Below are 13,754 nucleotides of genomic sequence, written 5' to 3'. Positions count from 1 at the left end.
CCAAAATGTTCAATCCAATTTCACTACGCTCTGCGTTTAGCATTGCGCTTCTTGGTCTCAGCGCCACAGCCTTTCAAGCACATGCTGCAAATGATGAGACTTTGCGCGTTGCCATTCACTCGGATGTTGCGAGCATCAATCCGGGCGTCAATCGCGATGCCAATGCCGATATGGTTGTTGCTCACATTGCCGAAGGTCTGGTCGCTTACGGCGACGATCTCGCCATCAAGCCAATGCTGGCTGAGAGCTGGACCGCGAATGCCGATCATACGGTCTATGATTTCAAGCTGCGAAAAGGTGTCAAGTTCCAGAATGGCAAAGACCTGACCGCCAAGGATGTCGTCTGGAATTTTGAACGCTATCTCAAGCCCGATACAGCGTTTCAATGCGTCAATCGTTACAATGGCAAAGTGGACTCCGAATTGAAGTCGGTCGAGGCTGTCGATGACAGCACGGTGCGCTTCAGCTTTGCGGCACCTGCGCCAAACTTCGTCATTACCATGGCTACCATCCAGTGCACGCCATGGATATTGAGCCCGGAATCCGTTGATGCAGATGGCAAGTTTGTAAAGCCGATTGGCACCGGTCCCTATGCTTTTTCCAAATGGGAGCGTGGTCGTTATCTGGACCTGACCCGTTTCGATGATTACGCGGCTCTGCCCGGCGATGTCGACGGTCTGGTGGGGAACAAAACAGGCCATGTAAAGACCATTCAGTTCATGACTGTTCCTGATTCAAGCACCCGCACCAATGGTCTGCTTTCCGGTGAGATCGACTTCATCGATGAAGTGGAGCCAACAGGCGTCAAGGATCTGGAAGCAAAAGGCATGAAGGTCAATGTGCAGCAGACGCCAGCATGGATGGTACTTCAGATACAATCTGCTTCCGATAAGCTTAAAGATCCGCAGATACGTCAGGCGATTGCGCATGCGATTGATCTTAATCAGCTTGCCGCTGCAATAGGCGAGGGGATGTATACACCGAATCCTTCGGTTATTGCACCAAACACGATCTATTCGGATAATCAGGCAGCCGCATGGCCTGCATATGACCCTGCCAAAGCGCAGGAGCTACTGACCAAGGCCGGATACAAGGGTGAACCGATCAGCCTTCTGGTTGCCAACCGCCAGAACCGTGTACAGGTTGCCACGATCATTCAGGCATTCCTTGCAGCTTCCGGCATCAATGCGCAGCTCGAAGTGCGTGACTGGGCGACCCAGCTCGACCAGTATCGCCGTGGCGCCTATGAACTTGCGGTTTTCGCTTATTCAGCCCGCCTTGATCCGCTGTTGTCATTCCAGTCGATGATTGGTGACAAAAAGGCTGATGCTGCGCGCCAGTGGGATGATGCCAAGGCGGAAGAACTTCTCAAGAAGGTTTCAGTGACAAGCGATGTCGAAGAACGCAAGAAGCTCTTCAACGAGCTCAATACGCTGATGGCCGAACAGGTTCCAATCCTTGGTCTGGTCAATTTGCCGTCTATTACGGCGACGGGCCCGAAAGTGAATGATTACAAAGGCTGGGCAGGCGATACAGATCGCTTCTGGATGATCAGCAAGGAACAATAAAACGCTCCGCTTGGTGAGCTTAGCATTGGGATAACCCCATGACGTCTAAATCGTTTGACTACACCCGGGCCGATGCGGTCGGTCTGGGAGAGGCCATTCGCGCAAAAGTTCTGTCGCCGCATGAGGCTGTTCAGGAAGCATTTGCAGCCATTGATCGGTGCAATCCCAATCTGAATGCAGTGATCCATGAGATGCGCGATCAGGCGGAAGAGCAGCTTAAAACATTGCCGGAAGGTCCGCTTAGCGGTGTTCCAGTGTTACTGAAGGATGATTGCCCGTCCTATGCCGGTGCTGCGATGTCCTTTGGGTGTCGGGCCGCAGAGGGAAATATCTCGCAGCGCGATCATGAAATCGTCAAACGGTATAAGTCCGCTGGCCTCGTGGTGGTGGGTAAAACCAATTTGCCTGAGTTTTCCTGCAATATCGCAACCGAATCCTCGCTGCATGGTCCGGCGCTTAACCCCTGGGATATAAAACGCAGCATTGGCGGTTCTTCTGGCGGTGCAGCAGCGGCGGTTGCTGCACGCATGGTGCCCGTGGCCTATGGCAATGACGGTGCAGGTTCGATCCGCATTCCCGCATCGTGTGGCGGGCTTTTCGGACTGCGTCCGTCACGCGGACGTGTCCCATGCGGCCCGGTCTCGACAGAAAACTGGGGCGGAATGGTCAGCCATCATGTGTTGACGCGTTCAGTTCGCGATTCCGCAATGATGCTTGATCTGACAGATGCTCTTGAACCGGGTTCGCTTTATGCGGCCCCGGCCAAGACGGACCTGTTCGTCAACAGTGTCAGAACGGCACCGCAAAAGCTTCGTATTGGAGTTTGGCAACAGTCTGATCTCCATCAAGCTCTCGACGAGCAAACAGTTGCAGCACTGGAGGCGACGATTGCGCTGTGCGAACAGCTGGGACATAGCGTCGTTCGGGTAAAGCCTGATTTTGACGGTGTACGGCTTGCAGATGCCATACAAAAACTGATCGCTGTTTATACCGCAATTGAAGTGGCGGATGTTGCCGCAACAATGGCAAAGCCCGCGAATGCTCTCTATTTTGAGCCTTCAAACCTGGGATTAGCTGCTTATGGCGATGGCTTGGCCGCCACAGAGGTCATTCAGGCGCGTTTAACCGCCAACAGTACCGCGCGCAGTTTTGGTCGTTTATTTGAAGAATGCGACGTGGTGCTAAGCCCGGTCATGCCGATCGGCTCATTTCCGCTTGGAAAGCTCGACGTGCGCTCACCCGATTGGAAAGGTTTTGCCCGACAGTTTCTGGAACTGACGGCCTTTACCCATCCGATCAATGCCGCTGGCCTGCCTGCAATGAGTGTTCCGCTAAATGAAACGTCTGATGGCTTGCCCGTCGGCAGCCAGTTCATTGCTCCTTATGGGGCCGAAAATCTGCTATTCGAGCTTGCAGGTCAGTTGGAAGCCATGTGCCCATGGTCTGATCGACTGCCCGCCATTCACGCCTGAAATCAAGAGACAAGCGATGCTCTATACAAAGCCCTATTATCAACCGTCCGATACGACAGAGGTTTTCGATCTCGTTGACAGAACGGTGCTTGGTACTTTGATCACCAGCCATGAGGGTGGCGTTGCTATATCGCACCCTGTCTTCATGATGGATCGGACACGCGGCGAGAATGGCACGTTGGTCTCGCACGTCGCCGCATCCAACGATCATGTTGAGTCTCTGAAACGTGGCCTGCCATCAATTGCGATCCTGATGGATGCTGGTCATTATGTGTCGTCGTCCTGGTATCCGGGCTATCCGGAAAGGGACAGCGCACCGACCTGGAGTTTTATGGTTGCTCATATCCACGGCACACCCAAAATCCTGTCGGAAGCAGCGACCGCCAAACATCTCCACGAACTCGTCAAGCATATGGAAAAGGGGCGTGATAAGCCCTGGCAGATGAAGGAACTCGGCCCCGGTGGTCTGGAACGGCGTCTGCCCAATATCGTTGGCTACGAAATGCCGATTGAGAAGATGGAAATCAAGTTCAAGCTCGGGCAGGACGAACGGTCGGCAGATATGAATGCTGCGATCAAAAAACTGCGCGAAGAGGGGCGGGAAGATGTTGCCGAAATGATGGCGCGTCATTGCAAGCTTTAGAGCGCCATGGCTTGTTCAGGCACGTAATCCAGCATTCACAACCATAACGGGCGGCCGGTTTTAGCGAGTTCCGGCAGCTTGTTCTCATCACGACGGAAAGTCTCTTTCCGCCGAAAAACTCCTATTGTCTAAAACCAAAGGGGACACTTACTCAAATGAAGAAAACTCTAGCTGCATCGGTCGCTGTTCTGGCAATGTCGCAAGCTGCGTCGGCTGCCGATACCATAGTGGCACCCGAGCCGGAAGCTGTGGAATATGTCCGCGTTTGCGATGCCTACGGCAAAGGCTATTTTTATATTCCTGGAACGGAAACATGCCTGCGTTTGGCGGGTTATGTGCGTTATGATGTTAGCGGTGGTGATTATGCTTATGCACGCGTTCCAAGCACCAAAAAAATGGACACTTACGGGCAGTTGACCCGTTTCACTTTCCGCACATTTACCGGAACCGAAACTGAACTCGGTACTCTCAAGACAGTGACCGAAACGCGCTATCAGTGGTACAACGGTGCAGATTCTTCATCGTCCGGCTCCCTGCGTCTGGGCTTTATCGAGCTTGGTGGTCTCCGTGTCGGTCTCGACCAGTCGGCATTCGTGACTTTCTCTGATTATCTGGGCAACGTGCTCAATGATGACGTCATTCTGGCCGGTGGCTATCGTACTAATCTGATCAGCTATACCTACAAGAATAAAGAAGGCTTCTCGGCTATCTTGTCGCTTGAACAAGGCGGCAATTCCGATTCCGATGTTGATGTTACAATCGATGATTATATGCCGCATGTGGTGGGTGGTCTGAAATACGCTCAGTCATGGGGAAGCATCGCAGGCGTAGCTGCCTATGACGCACGTAACGAAGAATGGGCGGGTAAGGTCAAGGTTGATCTCAAGGTGAGCGACAAGTTCTCGCTCTGGTCGCAGTTCGCCTATAAGTCTAATGAAGACCATTACAAGGCGAATGCCAATGGCGATGTCTATCGTATTGTAGATAGTTTCTACGGTACATGGGGTGGTGATTGGGCTTTGTGGGGTGGCCTCGCCTATCAGGCAACTAAAAAAGCCAAACTCAACCTGCAAGTTGGCTATGATGCCAGCGAAACTCTGATGGCGACTGGCAATGTCAGCTATGCATTAGTACCGGGCTTCAACATCACTCCTGAAGTTACCTATGTTCAGTGGAACAACAAGCGTATTGCACTTGATGGACAGGATGCGCTGGGCTTGAAACTGCGTTTCCAGCGCTCATTCTGATGAGTGATTAGAATTATGACGCTGTTCAATGTTGAGCAGCGTCAAGTTGCATAATTCGGATTATCAGCCTGACGAACGCTCTATTACAAATGGTGTCATCGCACTGTCACTGGCAGCAGCACGCATTCTGTCATGAAACGAAAAGGGCGGCTAAAAAGCCGCCCTTTTTTGTTATTCGCAGAGATATTGGTTCGACAATGCATGAATGTGGTTGGTGCCAATTCCGCAGCAGCCGCCAATGATACCTGCACCGCTCTTGACCCAACGCTGAGCCCATACCCCGTAGGCGTCAGGATCGAGGTCAGCGCGAATTTCAGTAATAGTAGCGTTCGCCTCATCAGCGCCCTGTTGTGAAGGAAATGCATTGGCATAAACGCCAATTGGAATATCCTTGCCCAGCTCATCGAAGACCTGCTTTGCTGCAAGAATGGCTGCATCCATAACTTCAGGCATTGCACAATTAAACAGGAGCGCTTCCGCTCCGAGCTCTGCGGCAAGCCGTGCACCTTCAGCCACCGTTTCTCCTGAACGAAGCTGTGCCTCGGTGATTGCTCCGCTGGCTACATCATCGCGGAGCGTGTAGGAAATCCAGAGAGGCTTTCCCGTTGAACGAATGGCCTCATGTGCGGCTTTGACTTCAATCAGGCTGCTTTGCGTCTCGGCAAGCCAGAGGTCAACGGATGGTGCCAGCCCATCCACAAGCACATTCAGCAATTCGCCTGCTCTGGCAGGATCAAAAAGGTCAGGCTGATAGGATCCAAAGACAGGCGGTAAGGATCCGGCTACTTTAACTTCACGGGATGCTGAATCTGCTGCTTCGCGAGCAATCCTGCCAGAAAGGCTTGCGAGTTTGTGGCCTTCAGCCGCAAAACGGTCTTCTCCGATGTGGAAAGGGACGACTGCATAGCTGTTTGTGGTAATGACATCGGCGCCGGCTGCGATATAGCCGTCATGCACTTCGCGAACGTATTGAGGACCTTCGATAAGCGCGAGTGCGGACCATTCCGGTTGACGGAATGGTGCACCGACGCGTTCCAGTTCACGTCCCATGCCACCATCGAGAATGATTGTCTTTTTGCTCATATTTTCATGTCCTTATCGGTATCTGCGATAGTGAGGTCTGCACGCTGCGCCATAATGTCATCCAGCCAACCTGGCTTCATTTGTGGAACAGATGCCAGAAGCTTTGCGGTATAATCGTCATAAGGCGGACTGAGTACGTCTGACTTCAATCCATAACGCACGACTGTTCCCCGGTGCATGACAGCAATTTTGTCGGCTATGGCTCGAACGATTGCGAGATCGTGCGTGATAAAGAGATAAGAGGTCTCTGTCTCGTTTTGAACCCGACGCAACAGCTCCAGAATGCCCTCTGCCACCAATGGATCGAGAGCGGAAGTTGGCTCATCGCATACAAGCAGTTTGGGGCGTGCAGCAAGCGCGCGAGCAATACAGACACGCTGTTTCTGGCCGCCTGACAACTCAGCCGGATACCTTTTGAGAAGGCTTTTAGGCAGTCCGGTGAGCTCCATCAACTCGTCAACAGCATTGCTTCGCAAATCACGCGGCATCCCAAAATAAAACTGCAATGGTCTGCCGATTATTTCTGCTATGGTCCGGCGCGGATTAAGAGCCAAATCGGGCAACTGGCTGATCATCTGGATATTGCGCAGCGTCTCTTTTGAACGACGTTCCAGACTTGCAGGCAAAACTGCGCCGTCAAAGTGTATGTTTCCGGCTGTAGGTGCGAGGAGGCCGCACACCACACGGGCCAGTGTCGATTTACCGGAACCAGACTCGCCCACGATAGCCAGTGTCTGACCTTTTGCGAGATCAAGCGTGATGTCGGCAAGCACAGGTGTCGCCGGACTATAGGAAGCGGAAATGTTTGCAATGGAAAGTAAGGAAGCAGACGTTTCTATGCGACCTTCAATTTCCTTTTGACGAACTGCCACAAGCTGCCGGGTATAGTCTTCCTGTGGCGCATCAAAAATTTTGCGAACAGAACCTCGTTCCACCATTTTTCCATGGCGAAGCACCATGATCTCATCGGCAATCTGAGCGACAACTGCCAGATCATGCGATATATAAAGTGCGGCTGTTCCAGTGGTTGCGATTGCTTTTTTGATGGCAATCAGCACCTCAATCTGTGTCGTTACATCGAGAGCGGTTGTCGGTTCGTCAAACACCACAAGATCAGGACTGGTACAAAGCGCCATTGCGGTCATGGCGCGCTGAAGCTGGCCTCCTGAAACCTGATGGGGATAACGCTCGCCAAAATTTTGTGGATCCGGTAGACCCAGCAGGGTGAATAACTCAACAGCGCGGCTTCTCGCTTCGCCACGTTTCATGAGGCCGTGCCAGACGCTGGCCTCCGTAACCTGATCGATCAGCTTATGGGCAGGATTGAATGCCGCAGCTGCAGATTGCGCCACATAGGCGATCCGGCTGCCGCGGATTCTCTGCCTATTCTTGCCGGATAAGGAAAGTATGTCTTGCCCATCCAGCGCAACCGATCCACCAGTGATCTGAAGGCCGCTGCGTGCGAAACCAAGAGCAGCGAGACCAATGGTCGATTTACCTGCGCCGGACTCCCCGATCAGGCCGAGTACGTGGCCTTTTTGCAAAGTCAGATCAATGCCGTCAACGATCAAACCTTCATCGGAGCTTATCCGGAGACCACGGATGTTCAGAAGTGGTGGTTTATTCGGATTATCCATTGTTTTGCGCGCCTCTTTTAAGGCTGGTGGTGCGCTGTAAAATCCAGTCGACGACAAAGTTCACACTGATAGCAAGCAAAGCAATGGTTCCGCCGGGAATAAGGGCGGCAAACACGCCAAACATCAACCCATCCTTGTTTTCTTTGACCAGACTTCCCCAGTCGGCAATAGGCGGCTGAACACCGAGTCCGAGAAAGGAAAGAGTCGAAAGAAACAGGATAGAAAAGACGAAACGCAGTCCGAACTCTGCAAGCAGCGGTGACAATGCATTGGGCAGCACTTCGTGGAAGATGATCCAGCTTTTGCTTTCGCCGCGCAGGCGCGCGATTTCGATATAGTCGAGCACGACAATATCGCAGGCAATCGCACGGCTTACTCTGAAAACACGTGTTGCTTCCAGCACTGCGATTACCACTATCAGGATGAGGACATTTTTAGGCAGAACGGCCAGCACAACAAGAGCAAAAATCAGTGTCGGAATTGCCATCAGAAGATCGTTGCCGCGCGAGAGAACCTGATCGGGCCATCCACGCGTCAAGGCAGCAAGAAAGCCTAGCGGTACGCCAATCAAAAATGCGAGGATTGTAGCTGCGGCGGCGATCGAAAGCGTTAACCGCGTACCCCAGATAACACGAGACAGAAGATCTCGGCCAATGTTATCGGTTCCAAGCAACGCCTCGCGTGAGGGACCTTGCCATACGCTGCCAACGATTTCCGATATGGGATGCGGTGCGAGCCATTCTGCAAAAATTGCAACAAGCAGAAAGAAGGCTATACCGCTAAAGCCAATTGATGCGAGAAATTGTGAGCCTTTGTTGCGTTTTCTCATGCTGAATGTCTCAGCCGCGGGTTGGTCAGAATGACGATGACATCGGCAATGATGTTAAGGCCAATGTAAACGGATGCAAAAATAAGCCCGCACGCCTGCACCACCGGCACATCGCGTTTGGAGACATGATCAACCATGTATTGACCCATACCCGGATAAACGAAAATTACTTCAACAACGACTACACCTACAACCAGATAGGCGAGGTTCAGTGCGACGACGTTAATCACCGGTGAGAGTGCATTGGGAAGCGCATGTTTGAGGAGAATGCGCCAGCGGGGAAGACCTTTAAGCTGCGCGGTCTCGATATAGGGTGATGACATAACCGCAAGAAGCGAAGCGCGTGTCATGCGTACCATATGTCCGGTAACGGCAATAACTAGCGTCAAGCAGGGCAAGGCAATCGCGGTAAGGCGCTGCCAGCCACTCATTCCAGGGTTTACAATGGCGCTCGATGGCAACAGACCAAGCGAAATCGCAAAATAAGCAATCAGAATATACGCTACGAAAAACTCTGGCAGCGATATGGTGCTGAGTGTTGCAACCGCTATGCCGCGATCAATGATAGTACCGGCATACAAAACAGAAATGAGGCCGAGCAGGATCGCGATCGGAATTGCAAACAGTGCAGCCATTGCAGCGAGATAGAGTGTATTGGACAAACGGGGCGCAATGCTTTTCGCAATGTCCTGCCGGTTAGAATAGCTGCGACCCAGATCTCCCTGTGCAGCATTGCCAAGCCATTCCACATAGCGTTGTAAAGCCGGTCGTTCGAGTCCGAGTTCCTTGCGAATGTTCTCGACAGCCTGTGGTGTTGCCTGTTGACCCAGCATTGCAGTCGCGACGTCGCCAGGTAGGATTTGAGTTCCAGCGAAGATGACAGCTGAAATGGCCCAGAGCAAAACGATACCAAGCAGGAGACGCCTTAAGATCAGCCCCGAAAGTGAATTGCCACGTAAAAGACCGAAAGAATGTCCACGGTCAGAAATCGCAGCTGCCTTGCTATCGTGTGGAGACTGGTCTGGTAGAACGTCTGTCATTGGCTGTCCGGAAGTGGGCGTCGTAGCTGGGAGGCACCGCCGGTTGTTACCCGGTCAGCACATCAATGCCAAGTCCCTTGTTAGAAGCATTTCCCCAAAACTGGAAGCCAGCTTTGGGGATGCAGCAGCAAGCAGAAATAATAATCAGTAAACGTTTCTGCTATTCTTCTAGCCAGACTTTTTCAGCCAGACGATAACCGCTCATATCGCCGCCACCTGGCACAGAAATATAGCCCTTAACCTTACCATTTGCGGCAGCAAGATTATCGGTGAAGACTGGGATTAATTCTCCGCCATCTTCTACGATCAAAACCTGCATGTCGTGATAGATCTGTTTGCGCTTGGATTCATCCAGTTCAACGCGGGACGCAGCAAGCAGTTTGTCAAACGTCTCGTTGCTCCAGCCGGTTTCGTTCCATGGAGCGCCGGTCTGAAGCAGCATTGAAAGCATAGCGTCAGCGGTCGGGCGAACTGACCAGTTAGAAGCGACAAATGGCTTCTTCAGCCAGACTTCATCCCAGTAACCGTCCGATGGTACACGCTCGACATCTATCGTAATGCCCGCCTTTGCCGCAGATGCCTGATAGAGTTGAGCTGCATCAGCCGATCCCGTAAAACCGTTATCCGATACGCTGAGCGGAATTGAACCGGAGAAGCCCGATTTCTTCAGATGAAATGCAGCTTTTTCCGGGTCGAAGGCACGCTGCGGAATATCTTTGGAATAAAGCGGATTCCATGAAGGGATCGGATGGTCATTGCCGACAGCGCCTGTGCCAACCAGCAAACTTTTCTGCAACTCTTCGCGGTCAATCGCATATTTGAGCGCAAGACGCAGATCATTGTTCTTCAGCAGCTCTGAATCCGTGCGCATCGGAAAGCAATACATCGAGTTTTCCGGTGTACGTAGAATCTGGATATCGGGGCGCGCACTCAGATGGCTGACCAGACGCGGCTCAACCGCATTGACGATATGCGCCTGACCGCTCATCAACGCTGCCATGCGCGCAGTTGTGTCATCCATGGCGATTGTTTCAACGGAGTCCACATTGGCGCGGTCTGGATGCCAGTAGTTTGGATTGCGACGAGTTAAAGCACGTACGCCCGGTTGAAAATCTTCCAGAACAAATGCACCGGTCCCTATACCCTTGTCGAAGTCTTCACCGTCAGGCCCAATGCCGAGGTGATAGTCTACAAAAGCTGCTGGAAAATCGACATTACCAGCATTCAATGTGACTGTGACTTCATATGTGTCGGATGCAACGACATCTTTGACAGCGAGAAGTACACCCTTGCCGCCCGATTTGGTGTCGTCGCCTCGATGATGATTGAGCGAATAGACAACGTCTTTGGCAGTCAACTCTTTGCCGTTGTGGAACGTCACACCCTTGCGAAGACGGAATATCCATTTGCTGGCATCTGCATTTGCGGGCTCCCAGCTTTCCACCAATGCGCCTGTAAGTTTTCCATCCGGGCCTAGTTCCAACAGCGTGTTGAAGAGCTGGAAGCCGACGGTATACATATATGCCATCGTGTAAGATGCTGGATCAAGATGATCCGAACTTGAAGCAGAATGCATGGCAATAACCAGATGCCCACCCTTTTTTGGCTTCGCATCTTGTGCGCGGGCCTGTGCGGGCAGCAGCAATCCGGATGCAGACATTCCTAAGCCAGCTGCAATGGCTGCTCCGGCTGACATGCTGAGAAACTGGCGCCGCGAAGGCTGCAGCGAATTAAGTGGGCTCTTCTGGTGGGGCATTTTTGCACTTTATCGATTAACAAGGTGAATATGGGTTTTGAGCCTTGTTAATCTCATTAGAGAAAATCATCAACAAGCAATAAAACAAATACTTTCTTTCTGATTTTAGAATATTATTCCGCCTCGTCGTATCAAGCTATCCGCTGAAAATTGAAACGGCCGCAAACACTCCCTCAGTTGGATAAAGGGCGGTTTGTGCACTAGGCTCAGGACCCATTGATTTCAGAATGATGAGCTGATTCAGTTTCGCTTGAGGAGACTGATCGATGAGTAATCTTTACTGGCTGAGCGAAGGACAAATGTCACGCCTTCGCCCCTTTTTCCCTAAAAGTCATGGACGTCCGCGCGTTGATGACAGGCGTGTCTTGAGTGGAATTATATTCATTCTTCGCAATGGGTTACGGTGGTGTGATGCCCCTCGGGAATACGGGCCTTGTAAAACGCTCTATAATCGTTGGAACCGTTGGTGTCTCAAGGGGATATTTGCTCAAATATTGGAAGGCCTGTCTTCCAAGTCGCCGGTCGGAAAGACCGTCATGATGGATGCGACCTATTTGAAAGCACACCGCACGGCTTCAAGCCTACAGTTAAAAAAGGGGGCGATGGACGCCTGATCGGTCGGACGAAAGGTGGCATGAATACCAAATTGCACGCCGTCACCGACACGCAGGGGCGTCCCATCAGGTTACACGTCACGGCCGGACAAATCAGCGACTATACCGGAGCTGCAGTCTTAATCGAGACGTTACCGAAGGTCGACTGGCTTCTTGCTGACAGAGGCTATGATGCAGACTGGTTCAGAAAACAGTTAAAAGACAAAGAGATAAAGCCATGCATCCCGGGGCGCAAAAACCGCAAGAAGGCTATCAAGTATGATAAACGCCGATACAAGCGGCGCAATCGTATCGAAATCATGTTTGGAAGACTGAAAGACTGGCGCAGAATTGCCACCCGTTATGATCGCTGCCCGATTGTGTTCCGAGCAGCAATAGATCTCGCAGCAGTCGTCATCTTCTGGCTCGGAAACCAATGAGTCCTGAGCCTAGGCCTATCATCCATCTGAATACGTGCGTCGTTAAGACTCATAAACCAATGGGCGTTCAGGTTCTAGCTCTAAACCTTCTATTGAAGCTCTCAATGTAGCTGTAATCAGTCGGCTTGCCATGCCTGGAGAAGTCGCCCCCCTGTCTGTTGAAAGTATGTCATTGTGACTGTGCGGAGGAGAGCCCGCCTCCGTGGGTCCACTCCCGAACGAGAGCAAGGGCCTCCTCCACCTGGTCGTCACCCTGAACATTTGCTTCAGCCGCTTGAGCTCGTATCCCATGGACAGAAGCATATACCATGCCGCAGATCATGGCCAGCTGCGACCACTCTCGCGCCTTCCTCGATATTTGTATGACGTCGGAAATAAAACGGGACACGTCCGACGCCTAGCTAAATCAATCATCTAAATGCTCATGAGTGTTGAATTAAATTTATAGAACTCCATCAAATTTTGATTGTACATTGCTACATTTTTCGTTATTGTAGCAACATACATTCAATAAGTGGAGGTACTTGATGCAAGTTTCCAATTTCAGCAGTCGAGAATTTAATCAGCACGTTGCAGCAGCCAAGAAGGCTGCGAACGGCGACGATATTGTATATATACTCGACAGAGGAAAACCTGCTCATGTGCTCATGAGCATAGAAAAATTCAGAGAGTTGTCCGGACAGAAACAAAGCATTCTTCAGATGCTTGCTATGCCAGAGGCCGCAGACATCGATTTTGATGTTAAACCTATATCCGATTTGCCGCGCTCAGTGGATTTGTCCTGATGTATCTGGTCGATTCAAACATTGTCGCCGAGCTTCGTAAAGCGCCATCCGGGCGTGCTAATTCAGGTATTGTCGAATGGGCTCAGTCCGTACCCCCCAGCTCACTATTTATCAGTGTCATCACGTTAATGGAGCTGGAAAAGGGTATTCTGCTAAAGGCGCGACAAGATGCGGAAGCTGGAGATATTTTACGTCGCTGGTTTTATGAGAAGGTACAGCCAGCCTTCAAGGGCCGTATTTTATCGATCGACGAGGCAATTGCGTTAGAAAATGCAAGTTATCACGTCCCGAATCCGAGACCTTTAGCAGATAGCTTGATAGCAGCCACAGCCAAAGTGCACGGGTTATGCGTAGTTACCCGAAACGAGAGAGATTTCACCCTGCTCGAAAAATTTGGCGTTAAGCTGTTAAACCCCTGGCGTTAATTTGCAGAACTCGCAGCATAATTGCGTCCGCAGATAAGGACGCCTTTACCCCGCTGGAAAATTTGCGACATGTATGGACGCCCCATTGGTTGGAAGAAGAATTTTTGGGAAATTTTGAGCGTGTAAGTCGGGTGCTGACATGTATCCGGCCTGTGATGCAGCCATCAACATGCTGCTGGCCCGTATGGGAATTCGCAGATCAGGTCCAATTCAGAACCGCGTGGTTTTAGCACTTC

The 13,754-nt window shown here is 51.6% G+C and carries 12 protein-coding genes and 1 pseudogene; 7 read left to right on the top strand and 6 right to left on the bottom strand.

The window, feature by feature from the left end; all coding sequences use genetic code 11:
• Positions 1–5: 5 nt before the first annotated feature.
• The 4 genes from H5024_RS19815 (at position 6) to H5024_RS19800 (ending at position 4,930) form a co-directional block, all read left to right on the top strand.
• Positions 6–1,568: an ABC transporter substrate-binding protein gene (locus tag H5024_RS19815; protein WP_187548918.1), complete on the top strand. Its 1,563-nt coding sequence runs from the start codon at positions 6–8 to the stop codon at positions 1,566–1,568.
• 38 nt (positions 1,569–1,606) lie between these two features.
• Complete coding sequence (locus tag H5024_RS19810; RefSeq protein WP_187548917.1) at positions 1,607–3,040, top strand: amidase; 1,434 nt, start codon at positions 1,607–1,609, stop codon at positions 3,038–3,040.
• A gap of 16 nt (positions 3,041–3,056) precedes the next feature.
• Complete coding sequence (locus H5024_RS19805) at positions 3,057–3,683, top strand: FMN-binding negative transcriptional regulator (RefSeq protein WP_187548916.1); 627 nt, start codon at positions 3,057–3,059, stop codon at positions 3,681–3,683.
• Positions 3,684–3,838: 155 nt separating this feature from the next.
• Positions 3,839–4,930: a porin gene (locus H5024_RS19800; protein ID WP_187548915.1), complete on the top strand. Its 1,092-nt coding sequence runs from the start codon at positions 3,839–3,841 to the stop codon at positions 4,928–4,930.
• A gap of 171 nt (positions 4,931–5,101) precedes the next feature.
• Here the strand turns inward: H5024_RS19800 and H5024_RS19795 are convergent, their stop codons facing one another.
• The 5 genes from H5024_RS19795 to H5024_RS19775 all read right to left on the bottom strand — a co-directional run bounded on the left by H5024_RS19795 (position 5,102) and on the right by H5024_RS19775 (position 11,215).
• The gene (locus H5024_RS19795) at positions 5,102–6,013 is read right to left on the bottom strand and encodes a homocysteine S-methyltransferase family protein (RefSeq protein ID WP_111576511.1); all 912 of its coding nucleotides are present in this window, start codon (positions 6,011–6,013) and stop codon (positions 5,102–5,104) included.
• Positions 6,010–7,650 carry an ABC transporter ATP-binding protein gene (locus tag H5024_RS19790; protein WP_187548914.1) on the bottom strand — a complete coding sequence of 547 codons (1,641 nt, stop codon included), beginning with the start codon at positions 7,648–7,650 and terminating at the stop codon, positions 6,010–6,012. Before H5024_RS19790 ends, H5024_RS19795 begins: the two co-directional genes overlap by 4 nt.
• Positions 7,643–8,479, bottom strand: a complete 837-nt coding sequence (locus H5024_RS19785; protein ID WP_187548913.1) for an ABC transporter permease — start codon at positions 8,477–8,479, stop codon at positions 7,643–7,645. The genes H5024_RS19790 and H5024_RS19785 overlap by 8 nt, the downstream gene beginning before the upstream one ends.
• Positions 8,476–9,519, bottom strand: coding sequence for an ABC transporter permease (locus H5024_RS19780; RefSeq protein ID WP_187548912.1), 1,044 nt, complete (start codon positions 9,517–9,519; stop codon positions 8,476–8,478). Before H5024_RS19780 ends, H5024_RS19785 begins: the two co-directional genes overlap by 4 nt.
• Positions 9,520–9,679: 160 nt before the next feature.
• A complete protein-coding gene (locus tag H5024_RS19775) occupies positions 9,680–11,215 on the bottom strand; it encodes an ABC transporter substrate-binding protein (RefSeq protein ID WP_247875403.1) in 1,536 nt (511 codons plus the stop codon).
• A gap of 326 nt (positions 11,216–11,541) precedes the next feature.
• On the opposite strand from H5024_RS19775, the gene H5024_RS19770 reads away from it, so the two are divergent.
• Positions 11,542–12,308, top strand: a protein-coding gene (locus H5024_RS19770) for an IS5 family transposase (protein ID WP_187548911.1) whose coding sequence is annotated in 2 segments (ribosomal slippage) — positions 11,542–11,863 and positions 11,863–12,308 — 768 coding nt in all. Because the reading frame shifts where the segments join, the coding sequence is not laid out codon by codon here.
• On the opposite strand, the pseudogene H5024_RS21410 reads toward H5024_RS19770, so the two are convergent.
• Positions 12,230–12,453, bottom strand: a pseudogene (locus tag H5024_RS21410) (integrase core domain-containing protein); the annotation flags it as partial. The gene H5024_RS19770 and the pseudogene H5024_RS21410 sit on opposite strands and share 79 nt — an antisense overlap.
• A 382-nt stretch (positions 12,454–12,835) precedes the next feature.
• Between H5024_RS21410 and H5024_RS19765 the strand changes: the two are divergent.
• Together H5024_RS19765 and H5024_RS19760 are read left to right on the top strand one after the other, a co-directional pair.
• The gene (locus H5024_RS19765) at positions 12,836–13,093 is read left to right on the top strand and encodes a type II toxin-antitoxin system Phd/YefM family antitoxin (RefSeq protein WP_187548910.1); all 258 of its coding nucleotides are present in this window, start codon (positions 12,836–12,838) and stop codon (positions 13,091–13,093) included.
• A complete protein-coding gene (locus H5024_RS19760) occupies positions 13,093–13,518 on the top strand; it encodes a type II toxin-antitoxin system VapC family toxin (RefSeq protein ID WP_187548909.1) in 426 nt (141 codons plus the stop codon). The genes H5024_RS19765 and H5024_RS19760 overlap by 1 nt, the downstream gene beginning before the upstream one ends.
• Positions 13,519–13,754 lie beyond the last annotated feature (236 nt).

Source organism: Ochrobactrum sp. Marseille-Q0166 (assembly GCF_014397025.1).
In the GTDB taxonomy this organism is placed as follows: Bacteria; Pseudomonadota; Alphaproteobacteria; order Rhizobiales; family Rhizobiaceae; genus Brucella.
The sequence above is the reverse complement of the archived record's forward strand: the minus strand, read 5'-3'. Positions and strand labels throughout refer to the sequence as shown.